At 73.1% G+C, this 20,485-nt stretch carries 19 protein-coding genes and 1 riboswitch; of the genes, 5 read left to right on the forward strand and 14 right to left on the reverse strand.

Annotated elements, in window-relative coordinates; genetic code table 11:
• Positions 1 to 127 precede the first annotated feature (127 nt).
• The 4 genes from ABZY31_RS11660 to ABZY31_RS11675 are packed head-to-tail and all read left to right on the forward strand — an operon-like array spanning position 128 to position 4,140.
• Positions 128 to 964 (forward strand): ATP-binding cassette domain-containing protein, encoded by an 837-nt coding sequence (locus tag ABZY31_RS11660; protein ID WP_356407869.1) that lies wholly within the window; start codon positions 128 to 130, stop codon positions 962 to 964.
• Positions 946 to 2,025, forward strand: coding sequence for a hypothetical protein (locus ABZY31_RS11665; RefSeq protein WP_356407872.1), 1,080 nt, complete (start codon positions 946 to 948; stop codon positions 2,023 to 2,025). Before ABZY31_RS11660 ends, ABZY31_RS11665 begins: the two co-directional genes overlap by 19 nt.
• 26 nt (positions 2,026 to 2,051) lie before the next feature.
• Positions 2,052 to 3,185: a Rossmann fold nucleotide-binding protein gene (locus ABZY31_RS11670; RefSeq protein ID WP_356407874.1), complete on the forward strand. Its 1,134-nt coding sequence runs from the start codon at positions 2,052 to 2,054 to the stop codon at positions 3,183 to 3,185.
• A 49-nt stretch (positions 3,186 to 3,234) separates the two neighbouring features.
• Positions 3,235 to 4,140 carry a hypothetical protein gene (locus tag ABZY31_RS11675; protein ID WP_356407877.1) on the forward strand — a complete coding sequence of 302 codons (906 nt, stop codon included), beginning with the start codon at positions 3,235 to 3,237 and terminating at the stop codon, positions 4,138 to 4,140.
• Positions 4,141 to 4,535: 395 nt separating this feature from the next.
• Here ABZY31_RS11675 and ABZY31_RS11680 read toward each other — a convergent pair whose 3' ends face one another.
• From ABZY31_RS11680 to rpsB, 9 genes are all read right to left on the reverse strand, one after another.
• Positions 4,536 to 5,561 carry an ABC transporter ATP-binding protein gene (locus ABZY31_RS11680; RefSeq protein WP_356407880.1) on the reverse strand — a complete coding sequence of 342 codons (1,026 nt, stop codon included), beginning with the start codon at positions 5,559 to 5,561 and terminating at the stop codon, positions 4,536 to 4,538.
• A complete protein-coding gene (locus tag ABZY31_RS11685) occupies positions 5,561 to 7,177 on the reverse strand; it encodes an iron ABC transporter permease (protein ID WP_356408000.1) in 1,617 nt (538 codons plus the stop codon). The genes ABZY31_RS11680 and ABZY31_RS11685 overlap by 1 nt, the downstream gene beginning before the upstream one ends.
• Before the next feature lie 176 nt (positions 7,178 to 7,353).
• The gene (locus tag ABZY31_RS11690; RefSeq protein WP_356407883.1) at positions 7,354 to 8,448 is read right to left on the reverse strand and encodes a thiamine ABC transporter substrate-binding protein; all 1,095 of its coding nucleotides are present in this window, start codon (positions 8,446 to 8,448) and stop codon (positions 7,354 to 7,356) included.
• A 97-nt stretch (positions 8,449 to 8,545) separates the two neighbouring features.
• Positions 8,546 to 8,654, reverse strand: a riboswitch (TPP riboswitch).
• Between the two features lie 110 nt (positions 8,655 to 8,764).
• Positions 8,765 to 9,877 carry a 23S rRNA (adenine(2503)-C(2))-methyltransferase RlmN gene (rlmN, locus tag ABZY31_RS11695; RefSeq protein ID WP_356407886.1) on the reverse strand — a complete coding sequence of 371 codons (1,113 nt, stop codon included), beginning with the start codon at positions 9,875 to 9,877 and terminating at the stop codon, positions 8,765 to 8,767.
• A gap of 118 nt (positions 9,878 to 9,995) precedes the next feature.
• Positions 9,996 to 11,063, reverse strand: a complete 1,068-nt coding sequence (locus ABZY31_RS11700; protein WP_356407889.1) for a phosphatidate cytidylyltransferase — start codon at positions 11,061 to 11,063, stop codon at positions 9,996 to 9,998.
• Positions 11,063 to 11,620 (reverse strand): ribosome recycling factor, encoded by a 558-nt coding sequence (frr, locus tag ABZY31_RS11705; RefSeq protein ID WP_356408003.1) that lies wholly within the window; start codon positions 11,618 to 11,620, stop codon positions 11,063 to 11,065. Before frr ends, ABZY31_RS11700 begins: the two co-directional genes overlap by 1 nt.
• A gap of 68 nt (positions 11,621 to 11,688) precedes the next feature.
• On the reverse strand, positions 11,689 to 12,468 hold the full coding sequence (gene pyrH, locus ABZY31_RS11710; protein WP_267011952.1) for a UMP kinase: 780 nt from the start codon (positions 12,466 to 12,468) through the stop codon (positions 11,689 to 11,691).
• A gap of 162 nt (positions 12,469 to 12,630) precedes the next feature.
• Complete coding sequence (gene tsf, locus ABZY31_RS11715; protein ID WP_356407892.1) at positions 12,631 to 13,467, reverse strand: translation elongation factor Ts; 837 nt, start codon at positions 13,465 to 13,467, stop codon at positions 12,631 to 12,633.
• A gap of 135 nt (positions 13,468 to 13,602) precedes the next feature.
• Entirely contained in the window at positions 13,603 to 14,538 is a 936-nt protein-coding gene (gene rpsB / locus ABZY31_RS11720; protein WP_356407894.1) for a 30S ribosomal protein S2, read from the reverse strand.
• Between the two features lie 248 nt (positions 14,539 to 14,786).
• On the opposite strand from rpsB, the gene ABZY31_RS11725 reads away from it, so the two are divergent.
• The gene (locus tag ABZY31_RS11725) at positions 14,787 to 15,305 is read left to right on the forward strand and encodes a M23 family metallopeptidase (RefSeq protein WP_356407896.1); all 519 of its coding nucleotides are present in this window, start codon (positions 14,787 to 14,789) and stop codon (positions 15,303 to 15,305) included.
• A gap of 46 nt (positions 15,306 to 15,351) precedes the next feature.
• On the opposite strand, the gene ABZY31_RS11730 is transcribed toward ABZY31_RS11725, so the two are convergent.
• The 5 genes from ABZY31_RS11730 to ABZY31_RS11750 form a co-directional block, all read right to left on the reverse strand.
• Complete coding sequence (locus ABZY31_RS11730; RefSeq protein ID WP_356408006.1) at positions 15,352 to 15,909, reverse strand: helix-turn-helix domain-containing protein; 558 nt, start codon at positions 15,907 to 15,909, stop codon at positions 15,352 to 15,354.
• 52 nt (positions 15,910 to 15,961) lie between these two features.
• Complete coding sequence (whiG, locus tag ABZY31_RS11735; protein WP_356407899.1) at positions 15,962 to 16,795, reverse strand: RNA polymerase sigma factor WhiG; 834 nt, start codon at positions 16,793 to 16,795, stop codon at positions 15,962 to 15,964.
• 251 nt (positions 16,796 to 17,046) lie between these two features.
• Positions 17,047 to 18,351 (reverse strand): DNA-processing protein DprA, encoded by a 1,305-nt coding sequence (gene dprA / locus ABZY31_RS11740; protein WP_356407902.1) that lies wholly within the window; start codon positions 18,349 to 18,351, stop codon positions 17,047 to 17,049.
• Positions 18,348 to 19,982 carry a YifB family Mg chelatase-like AAA ATPase gene (locus ABZY31_RS11745; protein ID WP_356407905.1) on the reverse strand — a complete coding sequence of 545 codons (1,635 nt, stop codon included), beginning with the start codon at positions 19,980 to 19,982 and terminating at the stop codon, positions 18,348 to 18,350. The genes dprA and ABZY31_RS11745 overlap by 4 nt, the downstream gene beginning before the upstream one ends.
• Positions 19,982 to 20,371, reverse strand: a complete 390-nt coding sequence (locus tag ABZY31_RS11750) for a YraN family protein (protein ID WP_356407908.1) — start codon at positions 20,369 to 20,371, stop codon at positions 19,982 to 19,984. Before ABZY31_RS11750 ends, ABZY31_RS11745 begins: the two co-directional genes overlap by 1 nt.
• Positions 20,372 to 20,485 lie beyond the last annotated feature (114 nt).

Below are 20,485 nucleotides of genomic sequence, written 5' to 3' on the forward strand. Positions count from 1 at the left end.
TCGAGTGAGAACGAGGGGGTCCGGGCCGTGTGCTGTAGCCGACCGGGACGTTCATCTCCTTACATCTCATTGCGGCGCCAGTGACCAAGCAGGCTCCGCTTCGTTCCCCCGGACGGAGGTGTACGCCATGGTTGCTCCACCGGACAACGACGTGCTCTGGGCACGCTCCCTGCACTACTCCCACAGCGGTTCGCCCGGCCTCATCGGTGTCTCGGTCGGCGTCCGCCACGGTGAGGTCCTCGCCGTCACGGGCCCCCGCGGCAGCGGCAAGACCACGCTGCTGCGCTGCCTGTCCGGGCAGCTCGTGCCCGAACAGGGCGAGGTGTGGTTCAACAGCGTCCCCGTGCACACCATGGGCGCGGTGGCCCGGGAGCGGCTGCGCCGCGACCGGTTCGGCTGGATCGGCCCCGAGCCCGGACTGCTGCCCGAACTGAAGGTGTGGGAGAACGCGGCGCTGCCGCTGCTCCTCTCCGGCGCCTCGCACCGCGCCGCCAAGCGCGCCGCCTGCGAATGGCTGGACCGGCTCGACATCGGCGGCTTCGCCCGCAAGCGGCCCGGCGCCCTGACCCGCGCCGAGGCGCAGCGGGTCGCGCTGGCCCGGGCCCTGGTCGGCGAGCCCTCCGTGATCTTTGCGGACGAGCCGACGGCCCCCCTGCACCGCGCCGAGCAGGCCACGCTGCTGCGCACCCTCACCACCGCCGCCCGGTCGCACGAGATCACCGTGTTGCTGGCCACCCACGACGAGCGCACCGCGGAGGTCGCCGACCGCCGCGTGGCCCTCCTGGACGGCCGCCCGGCCACCTCGGCGGGCCGCGCCGCGGACTCCGCCCCGCCCAAGGGCGCAGGCGCGGACACCGACGCCGACGCCCAGCCCGGTACCGATACCGATACCGATGCCGGCACCGCGGCCCTCGGGCTGCCGGACGAAGCGGAGGGCCAGGGCGCGTGCTCGCTCTCCGCCTGACCCGGGGCTCCCGGCCGCTCGTCCAGTTCCGCCGCCTCCTGGTCGCGGCCGCGTCGGCCGGGACCGGCTTCCTGCTGCTCTACGTGCTGGCCGGCGCGCTCGCCGGGCCCGCCGGATCGTTCCCCCGGCTGCTGTGGACCCTCGTGCCGCTCGCCGCGACCGTGCACTTCGCCGTCGCGGTGGCCCGTACCGATCCGGCCACCCGGCCCCCCGAGGGCATGGACGCGGCCGGGCTGGGGCCCGTACGCCTCGGTCTCGTCGCGGCGATCTCCACCGCCATCGCCTGCGCCCTGGGCAGCGCGCTCGCCCTGGCCGCCTTCCTGCACCTGCGCGGGGAGGTCTCCGGACTGCCCTTCGACGGGGCCGGGGCGAAGCTGCTGCACGCCGACCAGCCGCTGCCGCTCGCCGCCGCCCTCACCCTGCTCGCGCTCGTACCGCTCATCGCCTCGGTGACCGCCGCGCTCGCCCTGCGGCCGCGGTCCCGGGCGCGGCGCGCCCCGCAGGCCGAGCTGCCGTGGGGCATCTCACTCACCGCCTGCGGGCTCGCCGTCGAGGCGTACACGGGCCGGGGCGGACCCGGGATGCTCGCGGGCTGGACGCTGATTGCCGTCGGGCTGTCCCTGGCGGGGCCGGGCCTGGCCTACGCCTGCGGGACGCTGGTCCAGGCGGTGCGTCCGGGCGCGCTGCGGCTGCTCGCCGGGCGGACCCTCCAGGAGGAGGCGCCCCGGGTCGGGCGCCCCCTCGGCGTCCTGTGCGCGGTGGCCGCGGGGGCGCTGACCGCCCTGGCGCTGCGCGAGCGCGGGGGGCTGGAGGTGCCGCTGGGCCCGCTGACCGGGCCCGCGGCCGCGCTCGTCGGCCTCTGCGCGGCCGCGACCCTGCTGATCACCGCCGTCGAGATCCGCCAGGTGCGCACCCCCGCCCGCGAGACCCTGCGGGGCCTCGGCGGCGCGGGCGGCGTCCTGCGCGGCGCGGTGCTCCTGCGGGCGGGCGCGCTGCTCGTCCTGTGCGCGCCGCTCAGCTGGGGTGTGGCGCAGCTGACGGTGCTGGCCCTGACCCGCTGACGCGTTCAGCCCCTAGTGTGGGCGGAATGGCTTACCCGGACATCGAGATCGAGACACTCGCCGAATTCGACCAGGTCGTCGCCCGCGGGGACCTGAGCGGCTACCGCATCCAGTCGGTCAACCTGCTGGAGCGGACCCTGCCCCTGCTGTCGTGCGACACCTCCGCCGCCGTCTTCCTGGGCTGCCCCATGGAGCCGGACGCCGCCGCGAAGGTGCGCGCGGACGGGGCCCTGGTCTTCCCTCCGGTGCCGGACCTTCCGTTCAACCCCTACCGGGGGCTGCTCTACACCCCCGAAGAGCTGTTCGCCTCGCTCCCCGCCGGCTACGAGGCGACCCCGGACGCCGAGGCGTACGCCTGGTTGCAGGAGACGAAGGCCGATGGCGACGTCTTCTCCTCCATGCTGCGCTCGCTGCACGACGACGCCATCTCGGACGCGCTCGACGAGCACCTCGGGGACGCGCCGGTGGTGGGCGTCATGGGCGGCCACGCCCTGGTCCGCGGCGGCGCGGCCTACGCGGGCGCGGCCCGGCTGGGCCGGAGCCTGGCCCGGGCCGGTCTGACCGTCGCCACCGGTGGCGGCCCCGGTGCGATGGAGGCGGCCAACCTCGGCGCGTACCTCGCCCCGGCGCCGGACGAGGCGCTGCCGGAAGCGCTGGAGATGCTGGCCAAGGCGCCGTCGTTCGCCCCGTCGGTCTCCGACTGGGCGCGGGCGGCCTTCGCCGTCCGGGAACGCTGGCCCGGAGGAGGCGACTCGGTGGGCATCCCCACCTGGTTCTACGGTCACGAGCCGCCGAACGCCTTCGCGGGCCACATCGCGAAGTACTTCGCGAACGCCGTCCGCGAGGACGGGCTCCTCGCCCGGTCCACCGCCGGCGTGGTGTTCCTGCCGGGCGCGGCCGGGACGGTCCAGGAGGTCTTCGACAACGCCACCCCGAACTACTACGGCTCCCGGGGCGAGCCCGCCCCGATGATTTTGGTCGACCGCGAGCACTGGACCGAGCGGCTGCCGGTGTGGCCGCTGCTCCGCTCCCTCGCGGCGGGCCGGCCGATGGAGTCCCGGATCGCCCTGGTCGACTCCGTCGAGGAGGTTCCGGCGGTGCTCGCGTCATTCGTTCAGGGGACGAGGCAACTCGGCGGGCCTCTGCGCCGTCTGGCATGAGTAAGAGTAATAGGAACGCAAAATCTGCCAGACGTGAACGGAGCCTTCTGTGCTCATAGGCCTGCTGACCGCTGTCGCGGCGTCCATCTGCTACGGCACGGGATCCGTCCTGCAAGCCGTCGGCTCCCGCAAGGCGGCCCGGAGCTCCGATGCCGGCGCGGGGGTCACCCAACACGGCGGCCCGAACCTCGCCTCCACCGCCAAGGCCGCGATGACCTGGGAGTTCATCGTCGGCACGATCCTGGATTTCGTGGGGTTCGGGCTCGGCGCGCTGGCCGCGCGGCTGCTGCCGCTCTTCCTGTCCCAGACCGTGATCAGCGCCAACCTGGTGATCACCGCGGTGCTGAGCGTGAAGCTGCTCGGCATCCGGCTGACCCGCAAGGAGTGGACCTCCATCGGCGTCGTCTGCGGGGCGCTGGTGCTGCTGGCGACCGCCGCGGGCCACGAGGGCGGGCACCACGCCGCGGCCGCCACGCACTGGTGGCTGCTGGCGGTGACTGTGTTGATCATCGTCGGCGGGACGGTGGCCGTACGGTTCCTCGGCGGGCGGGCCGCGATCCTCGCGGGTCTGCTGTCGGGCCTGGCGTTCGGCGCGCTCGGGGTCGGCGTACGGATCCTCGACGGCGTCGAGCCCTTCGCTCTGGGGTCGCTGCTGGCCGACCCGGCCCTGTACGCGATCCTCATCGCCGGGACCGGCGGCATGTACCTGCACACCGTGGCCCTGCAGATCGGCTCGGTGAACGGCGCGACGGCGGCGCTGGTCGTCGGCGAGACGGTGCTGCCGGGGGCGATCGGTGTGCTGTGGCTCGGTGACGCGTCGCGTCCCGGGCTGGCGTGGCTGGCCGTACTCGGCTTCGTCCTGGCGGTGGCGGGTGCGGTGGCGGTGGCCTGGTTCGGCAACCACGAAGCCGCCGAGTCCCCCGCCCCGACCCCATCCCCCCTCCCGGTCCCCTGACCCCTGCCTCCCCCGGTCCCCCCGGGGCACGGCAGCCTCCGCCGAGGTGCCCTCAAACGCCGGGCGGGCTGACTTTTCCCGGGCATCCCAGCCCGGGTCGCCCCTGTGTGGCCTCCGGCGGGCCCTCAAACGCCGGGCAGGCTGAAAATGCCCTCCGGGCGTCCCGAGTCGCCCGGAGGCCTGAGCCTCACGGCTACGCGCACGCAAGCCCAGTCCCCGGCGGGCTCGCCAACGGCTCAGCGCACGCAACCCCAGCCCCGCCGGCGTTTGAGGCGCCTCCGGAGGACGGGTCGGGCAGCCTTCCGGTGGGATCCGGGCGAAGGCCCGCGGGTCGGCATCACCCCAGCACCGCACCCATGGGTGGGGCGGGCTGCGCACGCGTACGGCCGGGGCCGTTACCGGGGCGGGAGGACGACCACCTCGGACGGGGTGAAGCGGACCGCCACGCGGTCCCCCGGCTCCGGCGCCCCGGCCAGATCACACTCGGCCTCCAGCACCGGCCCCGCCCCCGCCCTCAGCAGCAGCGCCACGTGCGACCCCCGGAAGGTCCGCGCCTCCACCACGCACGGCAGGCCGCCGAGTCCCCCCGGCACCACCCCCGCGGGCCGGACCAGCACCCGGCAGGGTCCTTCCGGGGATCCCGCCGGGACCGGGATCCGGCCCCACACCGTGTCGGCGACACCCCCCGACACCGTCGCCGTCACCACGTTCTCGAAGCCCAAGAACCGCGCCACGAACTCGGACGCCGGCCGCTGCCAGACCTCCAACGGGGTCCCGGCCTGCGCGATCCGCCCGTCCCGCATGACCACCACCCGGTCGGCCAGCGCGAAGGCCTCGCCCTGGTCGTGCGTCACGGCCAGGACGGTCGTGCCCAGCCGGGAGAAAAGTCCCCGCAGCTCGACCACCAGCCGCTCCCGCAGCCCCCGGTCCAGCTGCCCCAGCGGTTCGTCGAGCATCAGCAGCCGCGGCGAGGGAGCCAGCGCGCGGGCCAGCGCCACCCGCTGCTGCTCGCCCCCGGACAGGGAGGCCACGGCCCGGCGCTGCGCGCCCGGGAGCCCGACCATCTCCAGCAGTTCGGCCACCCGGGCCTCGTACGACGGCCGCGCCGCCCCCCGCATCCGCAGCCCGAAGGCCACGTTCCCGCCGACGTCCCGGTGCGGGAAGAGCTGGTGGTCCTGGAACATCAGGCCCACCCCGCGCCGGTGCACCGGCACTCCCCGCTGGTCGGCGCCCCCGAGCAGCACCCGCCCGGCGGCGGTCGCCTGGAGCCCGGCGACGACCCGCAGCAGCGTGGACTTCCCGCTGCCGCTGGGGCCCAGCACGCACACCGTCTCGTGTTCGGCGACCGCGAGGTCCACGGCGTCCACGACCGTGCGCTCGCCGAAGCGCACCGACACTCCGCTCAGTTCCAGCAGGGTCATCAGAACTCTCCGGAGGTCTTGTCGGGTCGCAGTCGCTCCAGCACCAGCAGGGACACCGCGCACACCAGCATCAGGATCGTGCTCAGGGCCATCGCCTGCCCGTAGTTCATCCCACCCGCACGCCCCAGCAGCCGGGCCACGGCCACGGGCAGCGTCGGGTGGTCGGGCCGCGCGATGAAGACGGTCGCGCCGAACTCGCCGAGCGAGACCGCGAAGGCGAACCCGGCCGCGATCAGCAGCGCCCGCCGCACCAGCGGCAGGTCCACCTCCCGCCAGACCCGCAGCGGTGAGGCTCCGAGCACCGCCGCGGCCTCGCGCAGCCGCCCGTCCACCGCGCGCAGGACGGGCAGCATGGTCCGTACGACGAAGGGGACGCCGACCAGCGCCTGGGCCAGCGGCACCAGGATCCACGACGTCCGCAGGTCCAGCGGCGGTTCGTCCAGGGTGATCAGGAAACCGAAGCCGACCGTCACGGCGGACACGCCCAGCGGGAGCATCAGCAGCGCGTCGAAGCCGCGTACGAAACGGCCCCCGCGCCGGGTGAGCGCCGCGGCCGCGAGCCCCCCGACGACCAGCGCGATGCCGGTGGCGGCGAGGGCGTACTGCAGCGAGTTCCAGATCGCCTCCAGCGGCGGCACCAGGAAGGTCCCGCCCCCGGCGCCCTGGTCCGCCAGCGCCCGGTAGTAGGTGAGCCCGTACCCGCCGGGGGCGTCGAAGGAGCGTTCCACCAGCACCCCGAGCGGCAGCACGACCAGCAGGGCCACCGTCGCGAGGACCCCGGCGAGCAGCAGCCACTGCCCGGTTCCGTGCGGCCGCCGCGCGGTCCGCGCCGGATCGACCAGGCGGAGCGCGGTCTCCCGCTTGCGCACGGTCCAGGCGTGGACGCCGAGGATGGCGCCGACGGCCGCGAACTGCACCATCGTCAGGACGGCGGCCGTCGGCAGGTCCAGCAGCTGCGCGGTCTGCCGGTAGACCTCCACCTCCAGGGTGGAGTACGCCGGTCCGCCGAGGATCTGCACGACGCCGAAGGAGGTGAAGGTGAACAGGAACACCATGAGGGCGGCCGCGGCGACGGCGGGGCCGAGCGCGGGCAGGGTCACGCGCCGCCAGGCCGCGAAGCGCCCCGCTCCGAGCACCCGGGCGGCCTCCTCCTGGCGCGGGTCGAGCTGCGCCCACAGGCCGCCGACCGTGCGGATGACGACGGCGTAGTTGAAGAAGACGTGGGCGAGCAGGATCGCCCAGACGGTGGTGTCCAGGCGGACGCCCCACAGCTCGTCGAGCATCCCGCCGCGTCCGACCAGGGCCAGGAAGGCGGTGCCGACCACCACGGTGGGCAGCACGAACGGAACGGTGACCACCGCGCGCAGGAGGCGCTTGCCGGGGAACTCGAAGCGGGCGAAGACGTAGGCACCGGGCAGCGCGATCAGCAGCGTCAGCGCGGTCGAGGCCAGCGCCTGCCAGGTGGTGAACCACAGCACGTCGCCGATGTCGGGCCGGGCGAGCACCTCGCCGATGCGGCCGAAGTGCCACGCTCCGTCGCTCTTCAGCCCGCGGCCGACGATCGCGGCGACCGGGTAGGCGAAGAAGAGGCCGAAGAAGGCGAGGGGCACGGCCATCAGGGCAAGTCGCACCGCGACGGCCCGGCGTCCTTCGGCGCCCGGCTGCGTCCCGGGGCCCGAACCGGAAGGGAGGCCGGGGCCGGGCCCGGGGCCCGTGAGGGGCCCCTCGCCCCGGCCGGCGCCGGAGTCCGGCGCGGCGCCCCCCGGCGCCGCATCGGACTCCTTCGCGGCGTCTACTTCACGACGAGCGAAGACCATGCCTTGACCCACTGCTCGCGGTTCTTCGCGATGGCGTCGGGGGCGACCGTCTGCGGCTTGTCGATCACCACGCCGTGCTTCGTGAAGAGCTCCGGCAGCTTCGCGTCCTTGACCACCGGGTTCACGAACATCTGGAGGGGCATGTCCTCCTGGAACTTCTTGCTCACCAGGAAGTCGACCAGGGCCTTGCCGCCCTCCTCGTTCTTCGCGCCCTTGAGCAGGCCCGCGAACTCGATCTGGCGGAAGCAGGTGCCGGTGGCGACGCCCGTCGGTGCCTCGGCCGGCTGCGGCTCGCCGTACAGGACCTCGACCGGCGGGCTGGAAGCGTAGGAGACGACCAGCGGGCGGTCGCCCTTGGCCTTCTTGCCGCCCGCGGAGCCGGAGAACCGCTCGTTGTAGGCCTGCTCCCAGCCGTCGACGACCTCGACGCCGTTGGCCTTGAGCTTGGTCCAGTAGTCCTTCCAGCCGTCTTCGCCGTGCGCGCCGACGGAGGCGAGGAGGAAGCCGAGGCCGGGCGAGGAGGTCGCCGCGTTCTCGGTGACCAGCAGGTTCTTGTACTCCGGCTTGACCAGGTCGTCCAGCGTCTGCGGCGGGGCGATCTTCTTGTCGGCGAAGTACGCCTTGTCGTAGTTGACGCAGATGTCGCCGGAGTCGACCGGGGTGACCCGGTGCTCCTTGTCGAGCTGGTACTCGGCGCCGACGCCGGCGAGGCCCTTGGCCTCGTACGGGGTGAAGATGCCGTTGTCGAGTGCGCGCGAGAGCAGGGTGTTGTCGACGCCGAAGAAGACGTCGCCGCGCGGCGAGCCCTTGGTCAGGATTTCCTGGTTGAGGGCGGCGCCCGCGTCGCCGCTCTTGAGGACCTTGACGGTGTAACCGCTCTGCTGCTCGAACTCCTTCAGGACGGCCGGGGTCACGTTGAAGGAGTCGTGGCTGACGAGGGTGATCGTCTTGGGCTTGGCCGCGTCGCCCGCGCCCGCCGAGGTGTCCTTGGCGTCGCCGCACGCGGCGAGCGCGGCGATGCCGAGCGCGACGGCGAGCGCGCTGCCCGCGATCTTCTGGGTGGTGCTCATGAAATGCTTCCTCCTGGGATGACCAGGAGAAGACGCGGCCCCGCCCGGCGCCCCGCGCACGTGGACGCGGGAGCGGTCGCCGGGCAGGGCGCAACAGCTTGAGTGGTGACCGAACTTCCTACCCGGAATGACCCGGGCGAGGTTCAGAGGGTCTGCGGTGACGGTTACCGCACTCTCAGCGCTGTGGCGCTCCCCTGTCGGAATATGCAGTTGGTTTCGGCCACAGGGTACCCCGCGGCCGAACCACCGGGTCAGCCCGGCACCGGGCGGCCGACCACTCCGGCCGCTCCGGGCACTCCCGGTGTTCCCCGTGCTCCTAGCGCTCGGACGCGGCGAGCTGACCGCAGGCGCCGTCGATCTCCTGGCCGCGGGTGTCCCGTACGGTCACCGGCACGCCGTGCCGCGCGATCGCCTCGACGAAGGCCTTCTCGTCCTCGGGGCGCGAGGCGGTCCACTTCGAGCCCGGGGTGGGATTCAGCGGGATCAGGTTCACGTGGACGCGCTTGCCCTTGAGCAGCCGCCCGAGACGGTCACCGCGCCAGGCCTGGTCGTTGATGTCGCGGATCAGCGCGTACTCGATGGAGATCCGGCGGCCGGACTTGTCGGCGTACTCCCAGGCCGCGTCCAGCACCTCGCGGACGTTCCAGCGGGTGTTCACCGGCACCAGGGTGTCGCGCAGCTCGTCGTCGGGGGCGTGGAGCGAGACGGCGAGGCGGCACTTGAAGCCCTCGTCGGCGAACCGGAGCATGGCCGGGACCAGGCCGACCGTGGAGACGGTGATGCCGCGCTGCGACAGGCCGAGGCCGTCGGGCTCCGGGTCGGTGAGCCGGCGGATCGCGCCGACCACACGGTTGTAGTTGGCCAGCGGCTCGCCCATGCCCATGAAGACGATGTTCGACAGGCGCGCCGGACCGCCGGGCACCTCGCCGTCGCGCAGGGCGCGCATGCCGTCGACGATCTGGTGCACGATCTCCGCGGTGGAGAGGTTGCGGTCCAGGCCCGCCTGGCCGGTGGCGCAGAACGGGCAGTTCATGCCGCAGCCGGCCTGCGAGGAGATGCACATGGTGACCCGCTCGGGGTAGCGCATCAGCACCGACTCGACGAGCGTGCCGTCGTGCAGCTTCCACAGGGTCTTGCGGGTCGTGTCGTCGTCGCACGAGATGTGGCGGATGACCGACATCAGGTCCGGGAGCAGCGTCTCGCGGAGCTTCTCGCGCGAGGCCGCGGGGATGTCCGTCCACTGCGCCGGGTCGTGGTTGTACCGGGCGAAGTAGTGCTGCGACAGCTGCTTGGCCCGGAAGGGCTTCTCACCGATCGCGGCCACCGCCTCGCGCCGCTCCTCAGGGGTGAGGTCGGCCAGGTGCCGCGGGGGCTTCTTGGCTCCGCGCGGGGCGACGAAAGTGAGCTCTCCCGGAACAGGGCGGGCCATGGCAGGTACTCCTCGGTAAAGACGAAAGGCGCACCGCAAGAAGCAGCGCGCCTTTCAAGGGTAACCGCCCGGGCGGTTCCGCCCCTCTCGGACGGATTCCCCCGGTCTCCCCGAGGGCTCAGCCGGTACCAACGAACGCCGCCAGCAGCAGCCACACCACGGGCGCGGTCGGCAGCAGCGAGTCCAGCCGGTCCATGATCCCGCCGTGCCCCGGCAGCAGCGTGCCCATGTCCTTGATGCCCAGGTCCCGCTTGATCATCGACTCGCCGAGGTCTCCCAGCGTGGCGCTGACCGCGACGGCCAGGCCCAGCAGCAGGCCCTGCCACCAGGCACCGCCGTCGATCAGGAACTCCATGCACAGCGCGCCGGCCGCCATCGCGAAGGCCACCGCACCGAAGAGCCCCTCGCGGGTCTTTCCGGGGCTGATGCGCGGGGCCAGCTTGTGCTTGCCGAAGCGCCAGCCCACCGCGTACGCCCCGGTGTCGCTGACGACCGTCAGGAGCAGGAAGGTGACCACCCGCTGCGGGCCGTCGTCGGCGGTGAGGAGCATCGCGACGAAGGTGGCCAGGAAGGGCACGTAGAACGCGGCGAACACGCCCGCCGTGACGTCCTTGAGGTAGTCCTCCGGCGGTTCGGTCATCCGCCACACGAGCACGGCGAGCGCCGTCAGGGCCATCGCGATCCAGGCGCCCTCGGCACCCCGCACGTACCCGGCGATGACCATGGCCGCGCCGCCGACCGCGAGCGGTACCAGCGGGGCCCGGATGCCCTTCTTCTCCTGGAGGCGGGAGGTCAGCTCCCACAGCCCCACGACGACCGCGACGACGACGACGCCGACGAAGACGGCCTTGACGATGAACAGCGAGGCGAAGATCACCGCGCCGAGGCCGATGCCGACCCCTATGGCGGCACGCAGGTCACGGCCGGCCCGCTTCTTCTGCGGGGGCTGCGAGGCGCCCTGCGGGGCCTGCGAAGGTGGGGTGGACATGGGCTCCTGCGGCGGCGTCTCGGCGCGGAACAGGGGGCCGCCGGCGTCGGCGGCCCCCGGATCGCGTGCTTCCCGGTCGTCGAAGTCACGGCCGGCGGCATCGGGCACGATGGGCATGGGCCGAGTGTGCGGGCCCACCCGCGCATCGTATGCGGGACCCGCCGGAACCGGCTCCGCCCGCCAGGGAGAGTCGTTCATCAGACTTCGAGCAGCTCGGCTTCCTTGTGCTTCAGCAGCTCGTCGACCTGCGTGACGTACTTCGCGGTGGCGTCGTCGAGCTCCTTCTCCGCGCGGCGCACCTCGTCCTCGCCGGCCTCCTTGTCCTTCACCATCTTGTCGAGGGTGTCCTTCGCCTTGCGGCGGATGGAGCGGATGGAGATCTTGGAGTCCTCGGCCTTGGTCTTGGCGACCTTGATGTACTCCTTGCGGCGCTCGCCCGTCAGCTCGGGGAAGGTGACCCGGATGATGCGGCCGTCGTTGCTCGGGTTGACGCCGAGGTCGGAGTCGCGGATGGCCTGCTCGATGTTGCGCAGGGCGGAGGCGTCGAACGGCGTGACGATCGCCATGCGCGGCTCGGGCACCGCGAAGGACGCGAGCTGGTTGATCGGCGTGAGGGCGCCGTAGTAGTCGGCCACGATCTTGTTGAACATCGCCGGGTGCGCGCGGCCGGTGCGGATCGCCGCGAAGTCTTCCTTGGCGACGACGACGGCCTTCTCCATCTTCTCCTCGGCCTCGAGGAGGGTTTCTTCGATCACCACGTGCTCCTGCATGTCTTGAATGGATGGTTCAGGCTGGCGGGGCCGGCCGGCCCCGGGCGCCCGTGTCAGGCCCGGGTGCCCTGGTCGCTGACGAGCGTGCCGATCTTCTCACCCTTGACGGCGCGGGCGATATTGCCCTCGGCGAGCAGTTCGAAGACCAGGATCGGCAGCTTGTTGTCGCGGCACAGCGTGATGGCCGTGGCATCGGCGACCTTGAGGTCGCGGGACAGCACCTCGCTGTACTCCAGCGCGTCGAACTTCACCGCGTCCGGGTTCTTCTTCGGGTCGGAGTCGTAGACCCCGTCCACGCCGTTCTTGCCCATCAGCAGGGCCTCGGCGTCGATCTCCAGGGCGCGCTGGGCGGCGGTGGTGTCGGTGGAGAAGTACGGCATGCCCATGCCCGCGCCGAAGATGACGACGCGCCCCTTCTCCAGGTGGCGCACGGCGCGCAGCGGGATGTACGGCTCCGCGACCTGCCCCATGGTGATGGCGGTCTGGACCCGGGAGTCGATGCCCTCCTTCTCCAGGAAGTCCTGGAGGGCGAGGCAGTTCATCACGGTGCCGAGCATGCCCATGTAGTCGGACCGGGCCCGGTCCATGCCGCGCTGCTGGAGCTCGGCGCCGCGGAAGAAGTTGCCGCCGCCGATCACGATCGCGATCTCGGCGCCGTCGCGGACCACGGCCGCGATCTCACGGGCGATGGCGTGCACGACGTCAGGGTCGACGCCCAGCCCGCCGCCGCCGGAGAAGGCTTCGCCGGACAGCTTGAGCATGAAGCGGCGACCCTTCTTCTCGTGGTCGCTCTTGTCGTCGGAAGCGGTGTGGGGGTCCACGCCCTGATTCATGGAGATCTCCTCGTGCACATACGAAGGAGGCCATTGCCGGTGGGTCCTCGCGGTTCCCTCTACGGCAATGGCCTCCTCGTCAGATCTGCGGTCGACCGGCGCGAACGCGGACGACTGCCTCAGACCCTACCGGGGTCCGGTGTCCGTCGCGTACGGACGGACTCAGATGCCGACCTTGATGCGCGCGAAGCGCACCAGGGTGACACCGGCCTCGTCCAGAACCTTCTGGACGGACTTCTTGGCGTCCAGGGCGTAGGCCTGGCCGAGCAGGGTGTTGTCGCGGACGAAGCCCTTGACGCGACCCTCGACGATCTTCGGCAGGGCAGCCTCGGGCTTGCCCTCGGCGCGGGTGACCTCTTCGGCGACGCGACGCTCGGACTCGAGGATCTCGGCCGGGATCTCGTCCTCGGAGAGCCACTTCGGGGAGAACGCGGCGATGTGCTGCGCGATGCCGCGGGCGACCTCGGCGTTCTCCTTGTCCAGCTCGACCAGGACGCCGATCTGGAACGGCAGGTCGGGCATGGTGCGGTGCATGTACGAGGAGACGTAACCGCCGGTGAACTGCGCGAAGCGGTCCAGGACGATCTTCTCGCCGAGGTTGGCGTTGGCCTCGTCCACGAACGCCTGGACCGTCTTGCCGGGCTCGATCTCGGACGCGAGCAGCGCCTCGAGGTCGGCCGGGTTGGACGCGGCGATGTGGGCGGCCAGCTGGTTGGTGACGGCCTGGAACTTGTCGCCCTTGGCGACGAAGTCCGTCTCGCACTTCAGCTCGACGATGACACCGGAGGTGTGGTCGTCGGAGATGAGGGAGGCGACGGCGCCGTTCTCGGCAGAACGGCCTTCGCGCTTCGCGACGCCCTTCTGGCCCTTGATGCGGAGCGCCTCGATGGCCTTGTCGACGTCGCCGTCGGACTCGACCAGAGCGTTCTTGCAGTCCATCATGCCGACGCCGGTCAGCTCGCGGAGCTTCTTGACGTCAGCGGCGGTGTAGTTCGCCATGAGTCTGTGATTCTCTCTCGAAGTCGTGGATCTACGGGTGAACGGCGGAGGAGACGCGCTCGTGGCGCGGCTCCCCCGCCGTCATCGTCCGTGCCCGGAGTGCCCGGCGGGTGTACGCCGGGCGCTCTCAGTGGGTCAGGCCTGCTCGGCGTCGGCGGCCGGAGCCTCGACGACGGGCTCGGCGGCGACCTCGGCCTCGGCGGCCGGGGCCTCGGCGGCCGGAGCCTCGACAGCGGCGTCGGCCTCGACGGCGGCGGCCTCGGCCGGAGCCTCGGCAGCGTCGTCAGCCTTCTTGTCGCCCTCGAGCAGGTCGCGCTCCCACTCGGCGAGCGGCTCGGCGGCGGCCTTCTCGCCCGGCTTCGAGTCACCGGTGGCGGCACCGGAACGGGCGATGAGGCCCTCGGCGACGGCGTCGGCGATCACGCGGGTGAGCAGGGTGACGGAGCGGATCGCGTCGTCGTTGCCCGGGATCTTGTAGTCGACCTCGTCGGGGTCGCAGTTGGTGTCGAGGATCGCGACGACCGGGATGTGGAGCTTGCGCGCCTCACCGACGGCGATGTGCTCCTTCTTGGTGTCGACGATCCAGACGGCGCTGGGAACCTTCGACATCTCGCGGATACCGCCGAGGGTCTTCTCCAGCTTGGCCTTCTCGCGCGAGAGCACGAGGAGCTCCTTCTTGGTGAGACCCGAGGCCGCGACGTCCTCGAAGTCGATCGCCTCAAGCTCCTTCAGACGCTGGAGGCGCTTGTAGACGGTGGAGAAGTTGGTGAGCATGCCACCGAGCCACCGCTGGTTGACGTACGGCATGCCCACGCGCGTCGCCTGCTCGGCGATGGCTTCCTGGGCCTGCTTCTTGGTACCGACGAACATGATGGAGCCGCCGTGGGCGACGGTCTCCTTGACGAACTCGTAGGCGCGGTCGATGTACGACAGCGACTGGAGCAGGTCGATGATGTAGATGCCGTTGCGCTCCGTGAAGATGAAGCGCTTCATCTTCGGGTTCCAACGACGGGTCTGGTGACCGAAGTGGACGCCGCTTTCCAGCAGCTCCCGCATCGTGACGACGGCCATGGCCATCTCCTTGTTTTCTCGGTTTGGTTCCTGACGCCCCACCGCGCCCTGCCCCCGACCAGGGGACCGAGAGACGCTGCGACGCGGCCTGACGGGCCGCTGCTGGGGCGTGCGAAGTCGACCCGGTGACCCGGATCGCCACAAGAAGTGTACGGGACCCGGCGGTGTGCGGGTGACGCCGATATCCACACGCTGCCCGCTGTCCACAGGCCCCGGCGGGGGCGCTCCGGGGTGCGGGACCGTGGGGCATGAAGACCTTGATCCCGCTGCTGACGACCCTGCTGGCGTCGGTGTCCTTGACGGTGCCGACGCCCTTGCCGGGGCCTTTGCCGGAGCGCGTGTCCGGACCGGTGTCCGCCGCGGGGGGCGGGCGGCCGGTGCCCGCTCCGCTCCGGGTGGCGCGGTGGTGGGAGCCGCCGCCCACCCCGTACGCGGCGGGCCACCGGGGCGTGGACCTGACCGCCGCGGTGGGCACGGAGGTCCGCGCGGTGGGACCGGGCCGGGTGCACTTCGCCGGCCGGGTCGCGGGCCGCGGGGTGCTCTCGCTCACCCTGCCGGGCGGCCTGCGCACGACGTACGAGCCGGTACGGGCGCTGGTCGCCGAAGGGGACGAGGTGAGCGCGGGGCTCCCGGTCGCGGTGCTCGAAGCGGGCGGTCACTGCGCGACCCCGTGCCTGCACTGGGGCCTGCTGGCGGGCGAGAGCTACCTGAACCCCTTGACCCTGCTCCCGCGACCGGCACCCCGGCTGCTGCCGCGGGGTCCCTGACGGCGGGGGTGCGCGGTTCAGGGGTCCGGTCCCGGGATTCCGGGGTTCAGCCGCGGACACCGCGCAGGGCCATGGACACGGCGGTCTCGGTGACCGCGGCCGGGTCCTCGCCGGCGCCCAGCTCGATCCGGCGCACGGCGGCGTCGACGACCCCCTGGAGCAGCATCGCGACCAGCCGCGGGTGCTCGTGGCCCAGGGCGGCCAGCGCCTCGACGATCATCGCGATCAGAGCGCCGTGCGCGGCCCGGATCTTCTCCCGGGCGCCGGCGTCCAGCTCACTGGCGGAGATCGCCACCACGGCCCGGTGCCGCTGGTCGCCCACCAGGCCCAGCTGGCTGCGGACGTACGCCTCGATCTTCGCCTCCGGGGTCGCGGCGCGCTCCATCGCGGCCTCGATCTCGGCGGCCCAGACGGGGAAGTCCACCGCGCACAGCTCTTCGACCACGGCCGCGCGGGAGCGGAAGTACTCGTAGACGGAGGACCGGGCGAGACCGGTCCGCTCGGCGAGGGCGGGGAAGCTCAGCGCTTCCGTCCCGCCTTCGGACAGCAGGGAGCGCGCGGCGTCCAGCAGGGCGCCTCGCTGCATCGTCCGGTGCTCGGCCACGGAGGCCGCTCGAATCCTGGGCACGCGACCACTGTACGGAGGTGGTGCGGGCTCAGCGCCCCACATCCGCGAGCTTGGCCCGCAGCTGGAGGACCGACTTGGTGTGGATCTGGCTGACCCGGCTCTCGGTGACCCCGAGGACGTGGCCGATCTCGGCCAGGGTGAGCCCTTCGTAGTAGTAGAGGGTCACCACCGTCTTCTCCCGGTCCGGGAGCGTGTTGATGGCCCGCGCGAGCAGCCTGCGCAGCTCGCGGTCCTCGGCCACCGCCACGGGGTTGTCGGCGGCGGTGTCCTCCAGCGTGTCCATCAGCGAGAGGCGGTCCCCCTCGCCGCCGACGTGCAGCAGCTCCTCCAGGGCGACCACGTTGGCGAGCGACAACTGGCTGAAGACCGCGTGCAGTTCCTCCAGCGCGACGCCCATCTCGTCGGCGACCTCGATCTCGGTCGGGGTGCGGCGCAGCTGGGCTTCGAGGGTGGCGTACGCCCGCTCGACGGCCCGCGCCTTCTGCCGGACCGAGCGCGGGATCCAGTCCAGGGCCCGCAGTTCGTCGATCATCGCACCCCGGATCCGGGTGATCGCGTAGGTCTCGAACTTGATGGACCGCTCGATGTCGAACTTCTCGATGGCGTCGATCAGTCCGAAGACGCCCGAGGAGACGAAGTCGGCCTGCTCCACGTTGGGCGGCAGCCCCACGCTCACTCGGCCGGCAACGTACTTGACCAGCGGCGAGTAGTGCAGGATCAGCTGTTCCCGCAGACGCTCGTCCCCCGATTCCTTGTACGAGCGCCAGAGCACGTCCAGGGACGAGGGCGCGGTGGTCCGCACGCTGCCACGGGCAGCGGGGGGCACCGCAGCGCGGTCAGACCCTGAGATGTGCTGGGGCATGCTTCGCCTTTGCCGGAGCCGGATTCCTTGGGAGCGTAGCGTGACGAGAGTGTCGCGGTGCGCGAAGAGTACGGGATCGCGCGGGGGCGCCGGGGCCCCCCGCCTCGCACGGGAGGCCCGGGACCGGCGCCGCGCGCACGGTCCCGGCGGCTGCCACCGGGAAGACCGCGTCTCTCATCGGCTTCACTCTTTCACCGGAACGCCCCAGGTCAATGACCGCCTCGCCGAGCGCCACCGGTTCGAGTGGCTCCTCAAAGTGTGTGCCTGATCAACCTCCAATCGTCGCCCTGCCGTTCGACGAACCCCAGAGAGTGAAGTTCGTACAGTCTGCCGATGACTTCATCGGTGCCGGTGCCGGTGGCATGTGCGAGATCGGCCGGCCTGACGGCCCGTCCGGCCGGCAGGGCGTCGAGCACCCGGGCGGTCTCCGGCCGCAGCAGGTCCCGGGCGAGGACCGGTCCGTGCCGCTCGGGGGCCAGTTCCCCCATCCCGCCGACCAGCTCGACCACCTCGTCGGCGTCCGTAACCAGCACCCCTTCACCACGCAGCAGTTCGTGCACCCCGGCCGAGAGCCCGCTGGTGGCCGGCCCGGGGACGCCCATGACGAAACGGCCGAGCGCCCCCGCCCGCCGGGCGGTGACCAGGGATCCGCTGCGGTGGGCTGCTTCGATGACCACGGTCCCTCGGGTCAGGGCCGCGATGACCCGGTTGCGCAGGACGAACCGGCTCGGCGTGGGGTGGCTGCCCGGCGGGAGTTCGCCGATCAGCAGCCCCTGTTCGGCGATCCGGCCGAGCAGTCCGGCGTGTCCGCGCGGGTAGGAGACGTCCACGCCGCAGGCCAGCACCGCCGCCGTCGCCCCGCCCGCGGCGAGCGCCCCGCGGTGGGCCGCGCCGTCGACGCCGTACGCCGCCCCGGACACCACCACCCAGCCCCGCTCGGCGAGCCCGGCGGCCAGGGTCTGCGCCATGTGCGCGCCGTACGGGGTGCAGGCCCGCGCCCCCACCACCGCGACCGAGCGCAGGGCCCAGGTGCGCAGGTCGGGCAGGCCCCGCAGCCACAGGCCGACGGGGCGGGCGTCGCCGAGGTCGTCCAGCTGGGTCGGCCAGTGGGGCGAGCCCGGGCAGACGAAGCGGGCGCCGACCGCCTCCGCGGCGGCCAGGTCCCGGTCGGGATCCGCGGCCGCAGCCCGCCTGCGGTAGCCGTCGAGCGCACGGGGCCCCGGCCCGGCCGGTCCCCGCGATCTGGGGTCGGGCGCCCTCAGGTCCCGTGGTCCGGGGCCGGGCGCCGTCGGGCCTCGCGATCCCGGGTCTCCCGCTCCCGCATCGGGCCCGTCATGGCCCCATGACCCGGGGTCGGGCGCCGTCAGGTCCCGTGGTCCCGGGCTGCCCCCGGCCGGCTCCCGTGGTCCGGGGCCGGGTGCGGTCAGCTCCCGTATCAGCGCGACCGCGCCCCGCTCCCGCAGCAGGCGCCCGGCCCGCTCGTCCCCGGGCTCCAACACCCTGGTCAGCGCGGCGCGGGCCCGCCGCTCCTCCTCCGCCGCTGCCGCCGGGGTCATGACGCGCGTCCCTGCGGGAGGGCGACACCGCGGACGATGCCGGTGCGCAGTTCGAGGGCCACCGCGACGTCCTGTGCGTCGGGGCGGTCCTTGGCGGCCAGGTCGGACACCGTCCAGGCGACGCGCAGCACCCGGTCCAGGCCGCGCGCGGTGAGCAGGCCCCGCTCCAGGTCCCGTTCGGCCTGGGCGAGGGCGCCCGGCGCGGGGAGCCAGCGGGTGCGCAGCTCGTGGCCCGGCACCTCGGCGTTGATCCGCCAGGGGGTCTGCGCGAGCCGCTCCGCCGCCCGGGCCCGGGCACCGGCCACGCGCCGTGCCACCACCTCGCTGGTCTCGCCCCGATCGCCCCCGTCGCCCCGGCCCACGAGGTCGGACCGGCTGACCGGCTCCACCTCGACCCGCAGGTCCACCCGGTCCAGCAGCGGCCCGGAGAGCCTGCCCTGGTAGCGCCGGACCATCGAGGGCGAGCATTCGCAGCCCGCGCCGAGCAGGGTGTGGCGCCCACAGGGGCAGGGGTTGGCGGCGAGCACCATCAGGAACCGGGCCGGCAGCCGCATCACCCCGGCGGCCCGCGCGATCACCACCTGCCCCGATTCCAGCGGCTGCCGCAGCGCGTCCAGTACCCGCCCGCTGAACTCGGGCGCCTCGTCCAGGAACAGGACGCCTCGGTGGGCCAGCGACACGGCGCCGGGCCGCGGCATCCCGTTCCCCCCGCCCACCAGGGACTGCATGGTCGCGGAGTGGTGCGGAGCGCAGTACGGCGCCACGGTGACCAGGGGTTCCCCCGGCGGCAGGATGCCCGCGACCGAGTGGACGGCGGTGACCTCCAGGGAGTCCTGGCGGGTGAGCGGCGGCATGATCCCGGGCAGCCGCTCGGCCAGCATGGTCTTGCCCGCCCCCGGCGGCCCCGTGAGGAACAGGTGGTGCCCGCCCGCGGCGGCCACCTCCAGCGCCCGCCGGGCTCCGCGCTGCCCCGCCACGTCCGCGAGGTCGGGCGGCGCGCCAGCCCCGTACCCCCCGCTCGCCAGCCCCGCGCCCAGGCCGGCCCAGGGAACCACCAGCCCCGCCGTCATCGGATCGGGGCGCCCGAAGGCGTCCGGCGGCCCCTCGTCCGGCACCTCCCCGTCGGTCAGCACCGCGATCAGCTGGCGCAGGCTCCGCACCCCCAGCACCGACACCTCGGGCACCAGCGCCGCCTCCGCCGCGCACTGCTGCGGCACCACCACCTGCCGGTACCCCGCCTCGGCGGCGGCGAGCACGGCGGGCAGGATCCCGCGCACGGGCCGCACCCGCCCGTCGAGCCCGAGTTCGCCGATGAGCAGCAGGTCCGCGATCACCGCCGGGTCCAGGCGCTCCGCCGCGCCCAGGACGGCGGCGGCGACGGCGAGGTCGAACCCGGAGCCGGACTTGGGCACGGAGGCGGGGCTGAGCCCCACCGTGAGCTTCTTCTGGGGCCACTCGGCGCCGGAGTTCACCACGGCGGCCCGCACCCGGTCCCGGCTCTCCACCAGGGTCTTGTCGGGCAGCCCGACCAGGGTGAAGGCGGCCACCCCCGGTTCGAGGTCGGCCTGGACCTCGACCACCACGCCCTCGACGCCCACGAGCGCCACCGAGCAGGTCCGCGCGAAGCCCATCAGGCGGCCCCCCTGACGTGTTCCACCACGGGCGCCCCGCGCCGGGGCAGCACCACCCCGATCAGGTCGATGCGGACCCCGCCCGCGGGCGGTCCGCCGTGATCGGCGAGCCAGCGGCCGGCGAGCACCCGCAGCCGGTCGGTCTTGCCCGGGCGCAGCGCGGCCATGGGGTGCTCGAACATCCGGTGCCCGGAGCGCCCCGCCCGGCGGGTCTTCACCTCGCAGACGACGAGGGCGTCCCCGTCGCGGGCGATGATGTCGATCTCACCGCCCCGGCAGCGCCAGTTCCGGGCGATCACGGTCATCCCGGCGCCGGTCAGCCGCCGGGCGGCCAGTTCCTCGCCGTACCGCCCGAGCGCCTGCCGGGCCGCCGCCGGGCCCGCGGGCACCCGTACCGAAGGTCCCCGCACCGCAGGCGCCCGTACCGCCGGTGTCCCCACCGCGGGCCCCGGCACCCCGGGCACCCGTACCTCCAGCCCCGAGACCCCGGGCTCCCCTACCGC

Source organism: Streptomyces sp. NPDC006529, from assembly GCF_040611795.1.
Lineage (GTDB): Bacteria > Actinomycetota > Actinomycetes > Streptomycetales > Streptomycetaceae > Streptomyces.